19 protein-coding genes are annotated in these 17,732 nt (G+C 71.0%); 2 read left to right on the top strand and 17 right to left on the bottom strand.

Translation table 11 applies throughout. From position 1 onward, the window contains the following. Window positions 1–96 precede the first annotated feature (96 nt). The 12 genes from CRYAR_RS07450 to CRYAR_RS07395 all read right to left on the bottom strand — a co-directional run bounded on the left by CRYAR_RS07450 (window position 97) and on the right by CRYAR_RS07395 (window position 10,886). The gene (locus tag CRYAR_RS07450; RefSeq protein WP_035849327.1) at window positions 97–915 is read right to left on the bottom strand and encodes an isoprenyl transferase; all 819 of its coding nucleotides are present in this window, start codon (window positions 913–915) and stop codon (window positions 97–99) included. Beyond that, window positions 912–1,664: a DNA repair protein RecO gene (gene recO, locus CRYAR_RS07445; protein WP_035849325.1), complete on the bottom strand. Its 753-nt coding sequence runs from the start codon at window positions 1,662–1,664 to the stop codon at window positions 912–914. Before recO ends, CRYAR_RS07450 begins: the two co-directional genes overlap by 4 nt. Further along, the gene (era, locus tag CRYAR_RS07440) at window positions 1,665–2,558 is read right to left on the bottom strand and encodes a GTPase Era (RefSeq protein WP_035849323.1); all 894 of its coding nucleotides are present in this window, start codon (window positions 2,556–2,558) and stop codon (window positions 1,665–1,667) included. Between the two features lie 49 nt (window positions 2,559–2,607). After that, window positions 2,608–2,940 carry a cytidine/deoxycytidylate deaminase family protein gene (locus CRYAR_RS07435; protein WP_035849321.1) on the bottom strand — a complete coding sequence of 111 codons (333 nt, stop codon included), beginning with the start codon at window positions 2,938–2,940 and terminating at the stop codon, window positions 2,608–2,610. Then, window positions 2,933–4,246 carry a hemolysin family protein gene (locus CRYAR_RS07430; RefSeq protein WP_035849318.1) on the bottom strand — a complete coding sequence of 438 codons (1,314 nt, stop codon included), beginning with the start codon at window positions 4,244–4,246 and terminating at the stop codon, window positions 2,933–2,935. The genes CRYAR_RS07435 and CRYAR_RS07430 overlap by 8 nt, the downstream gene beginning before the upstream one ends. After that, window positions 4,246–4,761 (bottom strand): rRNA maturation RNase YbeY, encoded by a 516-nt coding sequence (gene ybeY / locus CRYAR_RS07425; protein WP_051571948.1) that lies wholly within the window; start codon window positions 4,759–4,761, stop codon window positions 4,246–4,248. The genes CRYAR_RS07430 and ybeY overlap by 1 nt, the downstream gene beginning before the upstream one ends. 19 nt (window positions 4,762–4,780) lie before the next feature. After that, window positions 4,781–5,821 carry a PhoH family protein gene (locus CRYAR_RS07420; RefSeq protein ID WP_211247318.1) on the bottom strand — a complete coding sequence of 347 codons (1,041 nt, stop codon included), beginning with the start codon at window positions 5,819–5,821 and terminating at the stop codon, window positions 4,781–4,783. 97 nt (window positions 5,822–5,918) lie between these two features. Next, window positions 5,919–7,253 (bottom strand): serine hydrolase domain-containing protein, encoded by a 1,335-nt coding sequence (locus tag CRYAR_RS07415; RefSeq protein WP_051569884.1) that lies wholly within the window; start codon window positions 7,251–7,253, stop codon window positions 5,919–5,921. Window positions 7,254–7,313: 60 nt separating this feature from the next. Beyond that, window positions 7,314–8,048: a 16S rRNA (uracil(1498)-N(3))-methyltransferase gene (locus CRYAR_RS07410; protein ID WP_035849314.1), complete on the bottom strand. Its 735-nt coding sequence runs from the start codon at window positions 8,046–8,048 to the stop codon at window positions 7,314–7,316. A 33-nt stretch (window positions 8,049–8,081) separates the two neighbouring features. After that, window positions 8,082–9,212, bottom strand: a complete 1,131-nt coding sequence (dnaJ, locus tag CRYAR_RS07405; protein WP_035849311.1) for a molecular chaperone DnaJ — start codon at window positions 9,210–9,212, stop codon at window positions 8,082–8,084. Between the two features lie 46 nt (window positions 9,213–9,258). Further along, window positions 9,259–10,281 (bottom strand): heat-inducible transcriptional repressor HrcA, encoded by a 1,023-nt coding sequence (gene hrcA, locus CRYAR_RS07400; protein ID WP_035849309.1) that lies wholly within the window; start codon window positions 10,279–10,281, stop codon window positions 9,259–9,261. Window positions 10,282–10,418: 137 nt separating this feature from the next. Next, complete coding sequence (locus CRYAR_RS07395; RefSeq protein ID WP_035849307.1) at window positions 10,419–10,886, bottom strand: MarR family winged helix-turn-helix transcriptional regulator; 468 nt, start codon at window positions 10,884–10,886, stop codon at window positions 10,419–10,421. Between the two features lie 117 nt (window positions 10,887–11,003). Here CRYAR_RS07395 and CRYAR_RS07390 point away from each other — a divergent pair, with 117 nt between their 5' ends. Then, window positions 11,004–11,585 (top strand): DUF4870 domain-containing protein, encoded by a 582-nt coding sequence (locus CRYAR_RS07390; protein ID WP_035849305.1) that lies wholly within the window; start codon window positions 11,004–11,006, stop codon window positions 11,583–11,585. Here CRYAR_RS07390 and hemW read toward each other — a convergent pair. Continuing rightward, window positions 11,578–12,801 (bottom strand): radical SAM family heme chaperone HemW, encoded by a 1,224-nt coding sequence (gene hemW, locus CRYAR_RS07385; protein ID WP_035849303.1) that lies wholly within the window; start codon window positions 12,799–12,801, stop codon window positions 11,578–11,580. The genes CRYAR_RS07390 and hemW overlap by 8 nt on opposite strands. A gap of 132 nt (window positions 12,802–12,933) precedes the next feature. Between hemW and CRYAR_RS07380 the strand changes: the two genes are divergently transcribed. Beyond that, window positions 12,934–13,794: a hypothetical protein gene (locus CRYAR_RS07380; protein WP_035849302.1), complete on the top strand. Its 861-nt coding sequence runs from the start codon at window positions 12,934–12,936 to the stop codon at window positions 13,792–13,794. Here the strand turns inward: CRYAR_RS07380 and CRYAR_RS07375 are convergent. The 4 genes from CRYAR_RS07375 to ung form a co-directional block, all read right to left on the bottom strand. Then, the gene (locus CRYAR_RS07375) at window positions 13,772–14,413 is read right to left on the bottom strand and encodes an MOSC domain-containing protein (protein WP_035849300.1); all 642 of its coding nucleotides are present in this window, start codon (window positions 14,411–14,413) and stop codon (window positions 13,772–13,774) included. The two genes, CRYAR_RS07380 and CRYAR_RS07375, sit on opposite strands and share 23 nt — an antisense overlap. Further along, on the bottom strand, window positions 14,410–15,060 hold the full coding sequence (locus CRYAR_RS07370) for a response regulator (protein WP_035849297.1): 651 nt from the start codon (window positions 15,058–15,060) through the stop codon (window positions 14,410–14,412). Before CRYAR_RS07370 ends, CRYAR_RS07375 begins: the two co-directional genes overlap by 4 nt. Next, window positions 15,057–16,904, bottom strand: a complete 1,848-nt coding sequence (locus tag CRYAR_RS07365; protein WP_211247317.1) for a sensor histidine kinase — start codon at window positions 16,902–16,904, stop codon at window positions 15,057–15,059. Before CRYAR_RS07365 ends, CRYAR_RS07370 begins: the two co-directional genes overlap by 4 nt. Before the next feature lie 71 nt (window positions 16,905–16,975). Beyond that, the gene (ung, locus tag CRYAR_RS07360; RefSeq protein WP_035849295.1) at window positions 16,976–17,659 is read right to left on the bottom strand and encodes a uracil-DNA glycosylase; all 684 of its coding nucleotides are present in this window, start codon (window positions 17,657–17,659) and stop codon (window positions 16,976–16,978) included. Window positions 17,660–17,732: the final 73 nt, after the last annotated feature.

Raw genomic sequence — 17,732 nt, 5'->3', positions numbered from 1 at the left:
CGACCGTCGGGCGAGACCGCCCGACATCCATAGGACCTTGCGCGATCGACGTTCGGTAGAGTGACGCAGCGTTCACTCACTTTCACCTAGCGTCAGTTAGTTCGGTTGACCGACCGGGTCGTGAATGGACACCGGATTCGGAATCGCGCCCCCGTAGCGGCGGTCACGCGATGCGTACGTCTCGCACGCCCGCCAGATGTTGCGCCGGTCGAAATCCGGGAACAGCGTGTCGTCGAACACCAGCTCCGCATAGGCGGACTGCCACAGCAGGAAGTTGGAAATCCGCTGCTCACCGGAGGAGCGCACGAACAGGTCGACGTCCGGGATCGATGGTTCGTCGAGGTAGCGCGCGAACAACTTCTCGTTGACCTTGTCCGGCGAGATCCGCCCGGCCGCGACCTCCCGAGCGATCGCGGCGGCCGCGTCCGCGATCTCGGCGCGCCCGCCGTAGTTCACGCAGAACTGCAACGTCAGCACGTCGTTCCCGAGGGTCATCTCCTCCGCGTCCTCGAGCTCGGCGATCACGCTCCGCCACAGCTTCGGACGTCGGCCGGCCCAGCGAACCTTGACGCCCATCGCGTGCAGCTGATCGCGCCGGCGTCGGATCACGTCGCGGTTGAAGCCCATCAGGAACCGGACCTCGTCCGGCGACCGCTTCCAGTTCTCGGTCGAGAACGCGTACGCGGAGAGGTACTTGACCCCGATCTCGATGCATCCCTCGATGACGTCGAACAGCGAGTCCTCGCCGCGCTTGTGACCCTCCGTGCGCGGCAGGCCGCGCTGTTTGGCCCAGCGGCCGTTGCCGTCCATGATCAGCGCGACATGCTTGGGCACGAGGTCGGCGGGGATCGCCGGTGGACGCGCCCCGCTCACGTGGGGGGTCGGCGGCCGGACCGGCTCTCGCCGCTTGCTCATCGAAAGTTCTCCCCTACGTTCGTGCGATCGACCAGCGGCAACGAGCGTAGGCCCCGCTCCAAATGCCACTGCAGGTGGGCCGCGACCAGACCGCTCGCCTCGCGTCGGGTGGGCGGTTCGGTGCGCCCGGCGTGGTTCCAGTCGCCGTCGAGCAGCGCCACCATCAGCTCCAGCGCCTCCGTCGACGGCGACGCCGAACCCGGCGGGCGGCAGTTACCGCAGACGCATCCACCGGCCTGCACCGAGAACGCACGGTGAGCACCGCGGAGGCCACACACCGCGCACTCCATCAGCGCGGGGGCCCAGCCGGCGTAGCTCATCGCGCGCAGCAGGTAGGCGTCGAGCACCAGCGGTGCGTCGTGCTCGCCGACGGTCAGTGCGCGCAGCGCGCCGACCGTGAGCAGGTGCAGACGCAGCGCCGGTTCTCGTTCCTCGGCGGTCAGCCGTTCGGCGGTCTCCGCGATCGCACTCGCGGTCGTGTACCGGGTGTAGTCGTCGACGAGGTACTTGCCGAACGGGTCGAGCGTCTCCACCTGGCTGACGACGTCGAGCGACCGGCCCTCGTAGAACTGCACGTCGACGTGGCTGAACGGCTCGAGCCGCCCGCCGATCCGACTCTTGGTCTTGCGGACCCCTTTCGCGACCGCTCGGATCCGGCCGTGGCGGCGGGTGAGCAGCGTGATGATGCGGTCGGCCTCACCGAGTTGCTGCACCCGGAGGACGACGCCGATGTCCCGATAAAGCGGCAACTAGAAACCCAGCCGCCGCAGCTGACGCGGGTCGCGCTGCCAGTCCTTGGCGACCTTCACCCGCAGGTCGAGGAAGATCCGCGTGCCGAGCAGGGCCTCGATCTGACGCCGCGAGGTGCTTCCGACGTGCTTGATGCGTTCGCCACCGGCGCCGAGCACGATCGCCTTCTGGCTCGGCCGCTCGACGAACACGGTCGCGTGGACGTCGAGCAGGTCGTCGCGGCCCTCGCGGGGCTCCATCTCCTCGACGACGACGGCCAGCGAGTGCGGCAGCTCGTCGCGGACGCCCTCCAGCGCGGCCTCCCGGATCAGCTCCGCGACCATGACCATCTCGGGTTCGTCGGTCAGCTCGCCGTCGGGGTAGAGCGGCGGGGACTCCGGCAGGTACTTGGCCAGCAGGTCCGCGAGCAGGTCGACCTGGTCGCCGGCTTTCGCCGAGACCGGCACGATCTCGGCGAACTCTCCCAGCCGGGAGACCGCGAGCAGCTGCTCGGCCAGGCGCTTCTTGTCCACCAGGTCGGTCTTGGTGACGATCGCGAGCACGTTCTTCTTCTTGAGCCCGGCGATCTCGTCGGCGATGAACTTGTCACCGCGGCCGACCGGCTCGTCGGCGGGCACGCACAGCGCGACGACGTCGACCTCGGCCCAGGTGGTGCGCACCAGATCGTTCAGGCGCTGGCCGAGGAGCGTGCGGGGCTTGTGCAGACCGGGGGTGTCGACGAGGACGAGCTGCGCGTCGGGGCGGTGCACGATGCCGCGGACGGTGTGCCGCGTGGTCTGCGGTTTGCTGCTGGTGATCGCGATCTTGGTCCCGACCAGAGCGTTCGTCAACGTGGACTTACCCGCGTTGGGCCGACCGACGAAGCACGCAAAGCCCGCATGGAAATCGCTCACTCGTTCATTCTCCCACCCGGACGGTCGGCTGGCTGCGCCGGAGCGCGTCCTACGAACGGGAGACGACCGTGCCCGACGGGTCCGCGACCAGGACGTAGGCGCCCGGCGCCAGGTCACGGACGGCGGCGACGCCCTCGGCGTCGGCCTGGCCGGACGTGGTGACCACCGCGGCGGCCTCGAGGCCGGGAGCACCGCTCGACACCGCCATCGCCACCGCCACCTGCAGCGCGGAGAGCCCCAGCGACGGCAGCGCGACGCTGGAGGCCGCGTAGGTGCGGCCGTCGGTGTCACGTACCGCCGCACCCTCCGGGGTGCCGTTGCGCGCCCGGGTGGAGCGGGCGAGCGTGACGATCTTCGCGTCTTCCGGGGCTAGCTCAGACATCGGCGGTGTGCGTCTCCTCGGCCGGTGATTCTGCGGGCTCGGGCTCGTGCCGCCGGACCAGCACCGTGTCGATGCGGTTGCGGCGCCCACCGGCGCTCTCCGCGGTCAGCTCCAGGTTCTGGATCCGGACGCTCGCGCCGGGGATCGGCACCTTGCCCAGCTCGTGCGCCAGCAGACCACCGACGGTCTCGATGTCGTCGGAGTAGTCGGGCAGCCGCACGTCGAGCAGCTCACCGAGGTCCTCGACCGGCAGCCGGGCGGTGACCCGCACCGCGCCGTCGTCGAGGTTCTCGACCGGCGGCCGCTCGTTGTCGTACTCGTCGGCGATCTCCCCGACGATCTCCTCGAGGATGTCCTCGATCGTGACCAACCCGGCGGTGCCGCCGTACTCGTCGATGACGATCGCCATGTGAATGCGCCGCTGCTGCATCTCACGCAGCAGGTCGGCGACCGGCTTGGACTCGGGCACGAACTCGGCGTCGCGCATGATCTGCTCGACCCGCAGCTGCCGGTCGGCCTCGGGCTGACCCTGCACGCGCCGGACCATGTCCTTGAGGTAGACGACGCCGATGATGTCGTCGATGCTCTCGCCGAGCACCGGGATGCGTGAGAAACCACTGCGCAGCGCGAGCGACGTCGCCTGCCGCACGGTCTTCGTCCGCTCGATCCAGACGATCTCCGGGCGCGGCACCATGACCTCGCGCACGATCGTGTCGCCGAGCTCGAAGACCGAGTGGATCATCTCCCGCTCTTCGCTCTCCACGACGCCCCGCTCCTCGGCGAGGTCGACGAGTTCACGCAGCTCGGTCTCGGTGGCGAACGGGCCCTCCCGGAAGCCGCGCCCCGGCGTCACCATGTTGCCGACGAGGATCAGCAGGCGGGCCAGCGGGTTGAGCACCCGGCCGAGCCACCGGGTGATGCCGGCGCTGGCCAGCGCCACCGGATACGGGTGCAGCCGGCCGATCGTCCGCGGGCCGACGCCGACCAGCACGAAGCTGACCACGGTCATGCTCGCGGCCGTGACGATGCCGGCCACCCAGCCGGGGCCCCAGCGGTCGATCGCGACGATCGCCACCAGCGTGGTGGCGGTGAGCTCACAGGCCAGCCGGATCAGCAGCAGCAGGCTGACGTGCACCGGCAGGTTGCCGACGAGCGCCAGCAGGTTCCCGGCGCCGCGGGTGCCCGCGCGCAGCATCTCCTCGGCGCGGGCGCGCGAGATCTGGTTGAACGCGGTGTCGGCGGCGGCCACCGCACCGGCGACGACGACGAGACCGACCGCGACCGCGAGCAGCCCGGGGGTGCTCATCAGTGGTCGGAGACGGTCGGCTTGAGCGGGATGTCAGCGACCGCCGGAATGCCGATACTGCGGCGGTACGCGCTGACCAGGCGGTTCTGCAGGCCGAACATCTCCCGCTCCTCCTCCGGCTCGGCGTGGTCGTAACCGAGCAGGTGGAGGATGCCGTGGACGGTGAGCAGCATCAGCTCGTCGGGAGTGCTGTGGCCGGCGACCTTGGCCTGCTTCTCGGCCACGGCCGGGCACAGGACGACGTCACCCAGGAGCGTGGGCTCCGGGCCGTCCTCGTCCGCGCCCGGGCCGCGGTCGGCGTCGAGCTCGTCCATCGGGAACGCGAGCACGTCGGTGGGGCCGGTCTTCTCCATCCAGCGATGGTTCAGCTCGGCCATGTACCCGACGTCGATCAACAGGATCGACAGCTCGGCCATCGGGTTGACACCCATCTCGTCCAGGGTGCTCCTGGCGACGGACAGCAGCGCTGCCTCGTCCACCTCGTGGCCCGATTCGTTCGAGATCTCGATCGACATGGTCCTATCCAACACCGCGTCAGCTGCGCCGGGCGGAGCGACCGCCGGCGGCACGGCGGCCACCGCCGTCGCGAGGTGCCGGCGCGTGGTCGGAGTCGTACCGCGCGTACGCGTCGACGATGTCGCCGACCAGGCGGTGACGCACGACGTCGCTGCTGGAGAGCTCGGCGAAGTGCACGTCCTCGACGCCGTCCAGGATCTCCCGGACCACCCGGAGGCCGCTGGTGGCGCCGCCGGGCAGGTCGACCTGGGTCACGTCGCCGGTGACGACGATCTTCGAGCCGAACCCGAGCCGGGTGAGGAACATCTTCATCTGCTCGGCCGTGGTGTTCTGGGCCTCGTCGAGAATGATGAACGCGTCGTTGAGCGTGCGGCCGCGCATGTAAGCCAGCGGGGCGACCTCGATCGTCCCGGCCTGCATCAGGCGCGGGATCGACTCCGGGTCGACCATGTCGTGCAGCGCGTCGTAGAGCGGACGCAGGTACGGGTCGATCTTCTCGTGGAGCGTGCCCGGCAGGAAGCCCAGCCGCTCCCCCGCCTCGACCGCCGGCCGGGTCAGGATGATGCGGTTGACCTGCTTGGCCTGCAGCGACTGGACGGCCTTGGCCATGGCCAGGTACGTCTTGCCGGTGCCGGCCGGGCCGATGCCGAAGATGATCGTGTGCTCGTCGATCGCGTCGACGTAGCGCTTCTGGTTGAGCGTTTTCGGACGAATCGTCCGTCCACGCCTCGAGATGATGTTGAGGGTGAGAACCTCGGCCGGACGCTCGTCGCTGTTCGACTTGAGCATCGCGATCGTGCGGCTCACCGCGTCCGACGTCAGCACCTCGCCGCGCTCGACGAGCGTCAGCAGCTCGGCGAAGAGCCGCTCGGCGAAGGCGTTGTCGGCGGGGGTACCGGTGAGCGTGATCTCGTTGCCGCGCACGTGCACGTCAGCGGCGACCGAGCGCTCGATGAGGGTCAGAATGGCGTCACCGGAGCCCAGCAGGGAGACCATCGCGTGGGCGTCGGGGACGACGATGCGGGTTTGCGCCGTGGTGGGCGCTTTGATTTCTGCCATGGGCCGGCCGGGGTGGCCGCTTCCGCCTGCTTCCGTTCTCGGGACTTGTTCTGCCTTCCAATCCTACCGGGCAGGGTCGGGGTGTGGCTCCTGAGAATCAGGCGTAAGTCTGTTGGTCGCGGGTGAACCGGTAGGTGGCCCAGCGCATGTAGTCGACCGCGCCGTCGGGGCCGCGGAAGACCTCCAGCCGCTCGCCCGCCTCACGCCCGGACACGGTGCGGAACAGGTCGGGCGCCTCGAACGCGAAGATCGCCGGCGGAGCCGCGGCCACCGCCGACGCCGACCGCGCCTCCAGGTGGCCTTTCGTCCAGCGGAACACGAACTCGCTGCCCTCCGACCACCAGCGGCCGAGGATGCCGGCGTACTCCCGCGGCGCCGGACCGCCGATCGTCCACGGCTCGACCCGGACCGGATCGAGCCGCAGCGACTCCGCGATCAGCTTGTGCGGCGCCGACGTGATCCCGGCGGCGGTGCCCGACGAGCCGAGCACGGCGGCCCCGATCTCCACCCCGCGACGGCACCACACCCCGGCCAGGAAGCCGGGCATCGCGCCGTTGTGCCCGATGTCCACCGCCCGATCGGAGCCGCTGCCCTGCGGCGCGACCTGCAGCCCCAGCCCCCAGCCGGTGTGCCAGTTCACCGGGTCGGTGACCACGACCGGCTCGTACATCTCCTCGAGCGTCGACCGGGCCACCACGGCGGGGTCCGGCTTGGCCAGGAACAGCGCCCAGCGGGCCATGTCACCCGCGGTGCTCCAGAGCTGCGCGGCAGCCGCGGCGCCCCGCAGGTCGAAGTGCGGCTCCGGGCGGGCGTGGTCGGAGTAGGCGTCGACGAGGTAGCCCTGAGCGGCGTCACCCCGGGGCAGCACGGTCGTGTCGGAGAGCCCCAGCGGGTCGAGCAGGCGGTCCTGCAGCACCTCGGCCCACGCCGCGCCGGTCTTGGCGCTGACCAGGTGCCCGAGCAGCGCGAAACCGAGGTTCGAGTAGTGCCACCGGCGCCGCGGGCTCAGCACGGCCTCGGCCTTCGCGACCTCCTCCAGCAGCCGGGTGTCGTCCGGGACGTCGAGGGTGTCCCAGAGATTGCCCCATGGCTCGCGCTGGAGACCGGAGGTGTGGTTGAGGATGCTGCGGATCGTCAGCTGGCCGTGCGCGGGCAGCGCCAGGTGGGCGTCGATCTGGTCGTCGAGGTCCAGCATTCCGGAGTCGCGCAGCTGCAGGACGAGGACCGCGGTGAACGTCTTGGTGACCGAGCCGATCCGGAACTGCGTCGCGGGCCCGGCCGGTGTGCCGGCGCCGGCGTCGCCGAGCGCGAAGCTCCACCCGGGACGGTCGGATCTGACCACCGCGGCCGCCACGGCGGGAACTCGTTCCTCGGCCTGCAGCGTGCGGATCACACGCTCACAGGCAGCCGTCGCCTCGCCGGTCGGTGGCATCCCGGTCTCCTCTCACCGCCGCAACTCGAGAGTAACCGGCCAGACGTACTGTTATGCGCGTTAACGCCAACGTGACGTGAGCGCGTTGACGACAGCGAGTGCCGCCACGCCCGCGGTGGACGTGCGCAGCACGGTGGGGCCCAGGCGCACCGGCACCGCGCCGACCTGCACGAAGGACTCCAGCTCATCCGGGGCGATGCCACCCTCCGGCCCCACGACCAGCGCGATCGTCCCGATCTCCGCGGCCGGCGACGTCCCGGCCAGCGGCGCGGTCGCGTCCTCGTGGAGCACGAACGCGGCGTCGTGCACGGACAGCAGTTTCCGGACGTCCGCAGTGGACGCGAGGTCCGCGACCTCGGGCAGCCAGAGCCGCCGGGACTGCTTCGCGGCCTCCCGCGCGGTGCTGCGCCAGCGCGCGAGCGCCTTGTCGCCGCGGGCTTCCTTCCAGCGCGTGACCGACCGCGACGCCGACCAGGGCACGATCGTGTCGGCCCCGGCCTCGGTCATCATCTCGACCGCGGCTTCGCCGCGATCACCCTTCGGCAGCGCCTGCACGACGGTCACCGTCGGCGTCGGCCGGGGCACCCGTTCGGCGGTCCGGACGTCCAGCCGCAGTGAGTCGCGGTCGGCGGCCACGACGACGCACGAGGCGCGGCCGCCGACGCCGTCCGCGAGCAGCAGCGTTTCGCCGGGGCCGAGGCGGCGCACCGTCGCGGCGTGCCTGCCCTCGGGCCCGTCGAGCACCGCCGGGCCGACCGGCGGCAACTCATCCACGAGAAAGACGGGATCAGTCATCTCTGCTCGTCGGACGTCGGACGAGCGCTCCGTCTAGGCGTGTCCGTTGAACGCGTCACGGACTTTGGAAAAAAAACCGCCCTGCTGCCGCATCGGCTCCGGGCGCTCCTCACCCCGCAGCTTGGCCAGTTCGCGCAGCAGACGCTCCTGCTCGGCATCGAGCCGAGTGGGGGTACGCACCTCGAGGTGCACGTGCAGATCACCGCGGCCGCTGCCGCGCAGGTGCGGCACTCCGCGGCCGCGGACCCGCACGACCGTGCCGGGCTGGGTGCCTGCCTTGACCTCGATCTGCTCTTCGCCGTCGAGCGTCTTGAGGTTGATGTTCGTGCCGAGCGACGCGGCGGTCATCGGCAGCGAGACCCGGCAGTGCAGGTCGTCGCCCTGACGGGTGAAGACGTCGTGCGGGCGCTCGTGCACCTCGACGTAGAGGTCTCCGGGCGGGCCGCCGCCGGGGCCGACCTCGCCCTCGCCGGCCAGCCGGATCCGCATGCCGTCCTCGACGCCCGCGGGCACCTTGACGGTGAGCGTGCGGCGGCTGCGCACCCGGCCGTCACCGGCACACCCCGGGCAGGGGTGCGGGATGACCGTGCCGAAGCCCTGGCAGGCCGCGCACGGGCGGGACGTCATGACCTGGCCGAGGAACGAGCGCTGGACGGTCTGCACCTCGCCGCGGCCACCGCAGACCTCACACGTGGCCGGGTGGGTGCCGGGCGCGGTCCCGGCGCCCGAACACGTCGTGCACCGCACCGCGGTGTCGACGGTGAGCTCCTGGTTCACGCCGAACGCCATGTCGACCAGATCGAGGTCGAGGCGGATCAGCGCGTCGGAACCCGGGCGGGTACGGGGGCGTGGGCCGCGGGTGGTGGCGCCGCCGAAGAAGGCGTCCATGATGTCCTGGAAGCCCATCGTGAACGGACCACCGGGGCCGCTCGCGCCGCCGCCGCCGGGCGCCATCGGGTCCCCACCGAGGTCGACCAGCTCGCGCTTGGCCGGGTCGGAGAGCACCTCGTACGCCACCGAGACGTCCTTGAACTTCTCCTGCGCCTCGGCGTCAGGGTTCACGTCCGGATGCAGCTCGCGCGCGAGCCGGCGGTAGGCCCGTTTGATCTCCTCGGGCGTCGCGTCCCGCGCCACCCCGAGGATGCCGTAGTAGTCCTTCGCCACGTGTGTGTCCCCAACTCCGGAAGGCATATCCCTGCCCAGCCCCGCTTCAGTTCCCTGCGAGAATTTCACCGACGTACCGCGCCACGGCGCGGACTGCGCTGATCGTGCCGGGGTAGTCCATCCGAGTCGGACCGACCACCCCGAGGCCTGCCAATGCGGTGTCACCAGCACCGTAGGCCGTTGTCACCACTGATATGCCCCGCAACTCTTCAACCTGGTTCTCGTCGCCGATCCGGACCCGCAACATACTCGGCGAGTCGACCTCGCCGACGAGCTTGAGGAGCACCACCTGCTCCTCCAACGCCTCGAGGATCGGGAACACCGAGCCCCGGAAGTCCACCGTACTGCGGGTGAGGTTGGCCGTGCCCGCCAGGACGACCCGTTCCTCGCGCCGCTCGACGAGCGTCTCCAGCAGAACGCTCGCGACAGTGGTCAGCGCGGGGCGGAGGGCGGGCGCGATCGTGTCGAGCAGTTCTTCGACGCGGGTCGGCGCGTCCGAGAGCCGCTGGCCGACGAGCGCGTTGTTCACCGCACTGCGCAGGACGTTGACGTCGTCGTCGCTGATGCCGGACGGGAACTCGACGGTGCGCTGGTCGACCCGGCCGGTGTCGGTGATGAGCACCAGCAGCAGCCGGTTGACGCTCAGCTGCACCAGCTCCACGTGGCGGACCGAGCTGCGGGTGAGGCTCGGGTACTGCACCACGGCGACCTGCCGGGTGAGCTGCGCCAGCAGCCGCACGGTGCGGGTGACGACGTCGTCGAGATCGATCGCGCCGTTGAGGAGCGTCTGGATCGCGCGCCGCTCGGCCGCCGACAGCGGCTTGATCCCGGCCAGCCGGTCGACGAAGAGGCGGTAGCCCTTGTCGGTGGGGATGCGGCCGGCGCTGGTGTGCGGCTGGGCGATGTAGCCCTCTTCCTCCAGCACCGCCATGTCGTTGCGGATCGTCGCCGGGGACACGCCCAACTGGTGACGCTCGGCCAGCGACTTGCTGCCGACCGGCTCCTCGGTGTTGACGTAGTCCTGGACGATCGCGCGGAGAACGGACAGCTTGCGCTCGTCGAGCGTCACGCCGTCACCTCCCCGACCGCACTGCTGGCACTCCAGTACTGAGAGTGCCAAGCATACGGGGCGGAGCGGGTCATCCGCTTCCTTCGTGCGGGGAGAATCACCTCCGCGCAGAGAAATCACTTCCCGTGACGACGCGATTACGCGCGCACCGTCTCGTTCATTCCGGCACAGATCGCCCTGGCGATCTCGCCGAGCTGATCGACCTGCTCCGGGGTCAACAGGTCGATCAGGCGCTTGCGTACCTCGGCGACGTGGGCGGGCGCGGCCGCTTCGAGCACCGCGAAGCCCTCGTCGGTCAGGACGGCGAGCGCCCCGCGTCCGTCGGTGGGACAGCTCTCCCGCCGCACCCAACCGCGTTCCTCCAGACGGGAGACCGCGTGCGACAGCCGGCTCCTGGACGACAGGGACGAGTGCGCCAGCTCGCTCATCCGCAGGCTGTGCCCCGGCACGTCGGCGAGCCGGACGAGGATTTCGTAATACGTGTGGGGCATGCCGGCGTCTCGTTGCAACTGCCGGTCCAGCGCCTCGTTCAGGAGCCGGTTCGCCTCGATGTACGAGCGCCAGGTTCGCTGCTCATCCGGGCTGAGCCACCGCGTCTCCTCCACTGGTCCACCTTTGCCCTCTCGCCTTCGTCACGCGGGCACCAGCCTAACCCGCTCGCTGTGTCGGATCGGTTACCGAAGTATGGGGTTCCCCTCGGTTGACGGCCGTACTCTGCGTGCGTGACCGATCCGAACGCTCCCGGCCCCTACGGGTCAGAGCAGCCCTATCCCGCCTCCGGGCCGTCCTATCCGACCTCGTCCGGCGGGTCGCCGACCTCGGGTGGGGCGTACGGGACCCAGGGGCCGTACGGGGCGCCCTACGGGCAGCAGCCTCCGTACGGAACGCCGTACGGGCAGCCGCAGCCCGGCTACGGCTACCCGCCGAAGCCGGTCGACGACACGAAGACGTGGCTGATGGTCGCCCACTTCGGTGGAGTGGCCGGTGTGGTCGTCGGCGGCACCGTGGCCGGCTGGGTCGCGCCGCTGATCGCCTACACCAGCAAGGGCCCGACGAACCCCACCGTGCGAGCGCACTCGGTGGAGGCACTGAACTTCCACATCACCTGGGCGATCGCGAACGTCGTCGCGCTCGTCGTCTTCTTCTGCGGCTCGGCGGTGACGCTCGGGTTCGGCGCGATCGTCCTCTGGGTGTTGCCGCTGGCCACGTTCGTGATCTCGGTGGCGTTCGGGATCATCGCCGGGGTCAAGGCGTCGAACAACGAGTTCTACCCGTATCCCCTGTCGATGAAGCTGATCAAGTAAGCAGCGCGCGCACGACCGCGTCGGCCAGCAGGCGGCCGCGAAGCGTGAGCACGGCCCGGCCCTGACGGTGCGCTCCCCCGTCGAGCAGGCCGTCGTTCGTCGCCCGCACAGCGGCGGTTCGCCCCGTGGCGTCCAGAGCTGACAGCGGCAAGCCCTCGGCCAGACGCAGACGCAGCAGCACGTCCTCGACCCGGCGGTCGTCGGGCTCGAGCACCTCGCGGGCCTGGGCCGGCGAGGTCTTGGCCGCCAGCCGGTCGGCGTAGCGCGCCGGATGGCGCACGTTCCACCAGCGGACGCCGCCGACGTGGCTGTGCGCGCCGGGACCGACGCCCCACCAGTCGCCGCTGCGCCAGTAGAGCTCGTTGTGCCGGCAGCGGGCCGCCTCGTCCGCGGCCCAGTTCGACACCTCGTACCAGTGCAGGCCGGCGCCGGTCAGCGCTTCGTCGGCCATCAGGTACCGGTCGGCGAGCACGTCGTCGTCGGGCATCGGCAGCACGCCACGGCCGATCTGCCGGGCCAGCCGGGTGCCGTCCTCCACGATCAGCGAGTACGCGCTGACGTGGTCGACCCCCGCGGCGACCACCGCCGCCAGCGACGCCGCCCAGTCCTCGTCGGTCTCGCCGGGCGTGCCGTAGATGAGGTCGAGGTTGACGTGCGCGAAGCCGGCCGCCCTGGCCTCCTGAGCGGCCTGCACGGCCCGGCCGGGCGTGTGGCGGCGGTCGAGGACGGCGAGCACGTGCGAGCGGGCGGACTGCATGCCGAGCGAGACCCGGGTGAAACCGGCGGAGCGCAGGCTGCTGAACACGCCCGCGTCGACCGACTCGGGATTCGCCTCGGTGGTGATCTCGGCGCCCGACGTGAGGCCGAACACGTCGCCGACCCGCTCGACGACGCGCGCGAGGTAGTCGACGGGCAGCAGCGACGGGGTGCCACCGCCGACGAAGATCGTGTCCACCCTGGGCAGACCGCCGGGGGCCGGCGCGAGCACGGTGCCTGCGAGGTCGATCTCGGCGAGCGCGGCGGCGAGCCAGGTCTCCGCGCTACCGGCGTTCTCGCTGGGTGTGTACGTGTTGAAGTCGCAGTACCCGCAACGGGCAGCACAGAACGGCACGTGCACGTAGATTCCGAAGCCACGCTCGCCGAGCCGGTTGAGCGCACTCTCGGGGAGGTGACCGTCGTCCGGGGCGGGTTGCCCGTCGGGCGGAGGTCCAGCCATCACCCCAGTGTGCCAGTGCCGTCTCACCTAGGGCGGACCTGGACGTCGTAGGCTCAGGCAGCGGGCACCCGAGTTACCCCCTGATCGTTGTTCACAAACGCTGAATATGTTTGCGGGACGGAGGAAGGTCAGATGCGCAAAGCGGCCGTGCTGGCGGTCGTGTTGGTAGCCCTGGTCACGGTGACGATCGTCAGCGTCTCCAGGCTCACCAAGCTGCATGTGCCCTTCCTGTCCGACACCTGCCGCAGCTACGCCTCGAACGACGTCGTCCGCCTGGCGCCCGACCAGCTGACGCACGCGGCGACGATCGTGGCGGCCGCGGCACGCCGGGACCTGCCCGAACGGGCCGCCGCGATCGCGCTCGCCACCGCGCTCCAGGAGTCCAAGCTCCGCAACCTCGACGCCGGGGACCGCGACTCGATCGGGCTGTTCCAGCAGCGTCCGTCGCAGGGCTGGGGAACGCCCGAGGAGCTGTCCGACCCCCGCTACGCCGCCGGCGAGTTCTACGACCACCTGGTCCGGGTGCGGGGCTGGCAGAAGATGCGCCTCACCGACGCCGCCCAGGCCGTCCAGCGCAGCGCGCACCCGGAGCTGTACCAGAAGTGGGAGTCCGACGCGACGACGCTGGCCGCCGCGCTGCTCGGCGACGAGGCCGGCGCGGTCACCTGTCAGCTGCGGCGCCCGCCCGACATGTCGGGCCAGCCGGCGAGCACGGCCCTGGTCGCCGAGCTCGCCGCCGACCTGGGGAAACTGACCGTGAACCCGAGCGTCGACGGCGACACACCGATCCTCACCGTCGCGGTGGGCGGCGGCGCGAAATCCCGCCTGGGCTGGCAGTCGGCGCACTGGTTCGTCGCCAAAGCCCACGAGTTCGGCGTCCGGCGGGTGGCGTTCGACGGTGACGTCTGGACTGCGGACAGCGGCAAGTGGGTGCCCGACACGACCGCACCCGACGAGGCGTTCGTCGAGGTCAGGATGGCTGCGTCAAGCTGAGCATCCGCTGCGCCCGGTGCTGGATCGACTCCGGCAGCTCGGGGGCTTCGAGGATTCTCGCGGCCAGCGACCGCTCCCCGGTGAGGGCGCGGAAGACCTCGCCGATCGTGACGCCGTGGCCGGGCCGGTGGGTGATCTCGACGGCATCACCGGCACCGAGGTCCCCCTCGTCGACGATCCGCAGGTAGGCGCCGGGCCGACCCTGCTCGGTGAAGCGTTTGACCAGGTGCGGGACGTCCCAGAAACCGGCGAACGTCCGACACGGGATGCGCGGGCAGCTGACCTCCAGCACGGTGCTCCCGACCCGCCAGCGCTCCCCGATCACCGCGCCGGTGCAGTCGACGCCGCGAGTGGTGAGGTTCTCCCCGAACGCGCCGGGCCAGAGCTGTTTGTCCAGCTCCTGCTCCCACCAGTCGGCGTCCTCGCTCGCGTAGGCGTACACGGCCTGGTCGTACCCGCCGTGGTTCTTCGTGTCGACGATGACGTCGGCTTCGAGCCCGACGCCGACCGCGCGGACGCGGCCCGGTTGTGGGCGCTTGTCGATCCCGGTGCTGCCCATGCTCTGCGTCCACGGCACCACCCGGTGGACGCCGATGTTGACGGAGACGACCTCGCTCATAGGGCAAGCCTACGAAGATAGGCGAGAACTGCCAGTACACGACGGTGGTCGTCGGCGTCGATCGGCAGGTCGAGCTTGGCCAGGATGTTGCCGATGTGCTTGGTGACCGCGGCCTCGGTGACGACGAGCTTGCGGGCGATCGCGGCGTTCGAGCGGCCCTCCGCCATCAGCCCCAGCACCTCCTCCTCCCGCCCGGTCAGCCGGTCGAGCGGATTGGAGCGCCGGCGCAGCAGCTGCCGGATGACCTCCTGATCGACGACCGTGCCGCCGCTCGCCACCCTGGTCACCGCGTCGGCGAAGTCGTCGACGTCGCCGACCCGGTCCTTGAGCAGGTAGCCGACGCCGGCGCCGTCGGCGGTGTCGAGCAGCTCGGCGGCGTAGGTCTGCTCGACGTACTGGCTGAGCACGAGGATCGGCAGGTTCGGCCGCTCGGAGCGGAGAAGCACCGCGACGCGCAGCCCGTCGTCGGTGTGGGTCGGCGGCATGCGGACGTCGGTGACCACCAGGTCGGGATCTTTGGTTCTCACCGCCTCGGCCAGGCCGGGGGCGTCACCGACCGCGGCCACCACCTCGTGGCCGTAGCGGGTGAGCAGGCCGACGAGGCCTTCTCGGAGCAGGACGCTGTCTTCGGCGAGAACGATCCTCACCTGACGGGGATCTCCACACGCAGCAGAGTAGGGCCCCCGACCGGGCTGACGAGAGTGAGTACGCCGTCGACGACCGCGACCCGGTCCGCGAGACCGACCAGACCACTGCCCGCGGTGGGGTTCGCGCCGCCGACGCCGTCGTCGATGACCTCGACGCTCAGGCGCCCGTCGGCGATCGACCCGCGGACCTCGGCGCTGGTGGCCCGGCTGTGGCGGTCCACGTTCGCCAATGCCTCGGTGACGACGAAGTAGGCGGCGGCCTCGATCTCCGACGCGAGCCGCCGGGGCACCTTCACGTCGACCTTCACCGGCACCGCCGTCCGCCCCGCCACGTCGGTGATCGCCGGGGCGAGGCCACGGTCGGTGAGCACCTGCGGGTGGATGCCGCGGATCAGCTCACGCAGCTCGGCCAGCGCGAGCTTGGCCTGCTCGTGCGCGTGCCCCACCCGCCGGGACACGTCGGACCCGGCCGGCAGGTCGAGCCGGGCGAGCCCCAGTTCGACGGTGAGGGCGACGAGCCGCTGCTGCGCCCCGTCGTGCAGGTCACGTTCGATGCGGCGACGCTCGGCCTGGAACGCGTCGACCAGGCGGGCCCGGGAGCGGGTCAGCGCCACGACCCGTTCGCCCTGCTCGGCCTCGCGGGGCGCCAGCAGGATGCGGGTGAGCTGCGCCCGGCCGGCGGCCCACGCGGTGACGAAGTACGCGATCAGGACCGCCAGGAGCGCGCCGATCGGGACGAGCGGCAGCGACTCGGCGACCGACTCGATGTGCCAGCCGCCGAACATGATCGCGCCTTCGGCCGAGTTGTCGACCGCGACGACCACCGGGGCCCCGAGGAGCAGACCGACGCTGGTGACCGCGACCGACAGCCCGACCATATCGGCGATGCCGAGCACCGAGAGCAGGATCGTGGCGGCCAGCTCGCGCCAGGTGGCGGCCTCGCGGTACCGGTGCTTGAACCAGGCCCAGGGCCCCGGCCCCGGCGGCGGCCGATGCGGGTTGCCGATCGGCTCGGCGTCGACGAGGCGCAGCCGCCGGCGCTCGATCGGAGCGATGATCAGCCCGACGAGCGGCAGGAGCGCGAGAACGGCGAGCCCGATCGCGAAGAGCGAAAGGACCGCGCCGGTCATCGCGACGACCACGAGCCCGATGGCGACGGCGAGGCCGAAGACGCTCCCGGAGGCGAGATAGATCAGAGAGCGCCAGGGCCAGGAGGAGAGCAGAAAGTTCTTCGGGGGACGGGTGAGCGCTTGCCAGGCGGTGCGGGGGCGCTGGTTTTCGGTGGGGGTGGGGGTGGGGGCGGTGAGGCCGCCGGGGCCTGGGCCGGGTGTGTTGAAGGGTTCGGTGGGGTGGGGACCGCTGGGGTCGCCCGAGCCGCTGGGGTCGCCCGAGCCGCTGGGGTCGCCCGAGCCGCTGGGGTCGCCCGAGCCGCTGGGGTCGCCCGAGCCGCTGGGGCCGCCCGAGCCGCTGGGGCCGCCCGAGCCGCTGGGGTCGCCCGAGCCGCTGGGGCCGCCCGAGTGGCCGACGTCCGCTGGGCCGTGGGCTCCCGCGTGACCAGTAGCCGCAGCGGGCGGGCCGGACTGATCGCCGGTGGCCGCCAAGCCCGCGGCGCCGACTAGGCCTGCGGAGCCGAGCTGGCCCGCGGAGCCGAGGGGGCTGGCTGCCGAGCCGAGCTGGCCCGCGGAGCCGAGCGTGCTGGCGGCCGAGCCGAGCGCGCCCGCCGAGCCGAGACCGCTGGCTGCGGTTCTCGAGTCGGCCGCGTCGGCGGGAGCCATCGCACTGGACGTGGCCCCCGAGCCGGCCGGGTCACCGGGAAGCGTCGGGATGGGGCGGGTGCCAGTCATACGATCGACCGTAGGTGGCCTCCGCCCCGGTGTCGGTAGAGCTGGACATACTTCTCAGGGTCGAGCCTGCTTCAGGCGGTGAGCTCCCAGGTGATCTCCGGCAGACCGGCGTCGGTGAGCGCTTTGTTCGTGGCACTGAACGGCCGGCTACCGAGGAACCCACGGGGATTCATCGGGCTCGGGTGGCCCGCCTCGAGCACGACGTGCTCCGGATTCGTGACCAGCGCGGCCTTCTTGCGGGCATAGCTACCCCAGAGCAGGTACACCACGCGGTGATCGAGCGTGTTGACGGCCCGGATCGTGGCGTCGGTGAACTCCTCCCAGCCCTTGTTGGCATGCGAGCCGGGCTTGCCGCCACGTACCGTGAGCACCGAGTTGAGCAGCAAGATGCCCTGCTGACCCCACGCCGTCAGCTCACCGCTCTTCGGCATCTCCGTGCCGACGTCAGCAGCCATTTCTTTGAAGACGTTGCGCAGCGACGGCGGCACCCGGTTGCCCTCGCGGACGCTGAAGCACAGCCCGTGCGCCTGGTTCGGGCCGTGGTACGGGTCCTGCCCGAGCAGCAGTACCCGGACGTCGTCGGGCGCGCACAGCCGGTACGCGGCGAACAGGTCGTCGACCGGCGGATAGACGGTCTGTTCCGCGTACTCCCGCTCGACGAACCGCCCGAGCTCAGCGACCCGGTCGCGGTCGAGGAACGGCGTGAGGACGGCCTGCCACGGCTCGGGCAGCAGCGCGATGAGGTCGAGTGCCATGCCCAGCAACCTAGGGCACCCCTACGACAATTCGCCGACCGCCCGAAGTAGACCTGGCTCTACCTCGAGGACA

Source organism: Cryptosporangium arvum DSM 44712 (assembly GCF_000585375.1).
In the GTDB taxonomy this organism is placed as follows: Bacteria; Actinomycetota; Actinomycetes; order Mycobacteriales; family Cryptosporangiaceae; genus Cryptosporangium; species Cryptosporangium arvum.
The sequence above is the reverse complement of the archived record's forward strand: the minus strand, read 5'-3'. Positions and strand labels throughout refer to the sequence as shown.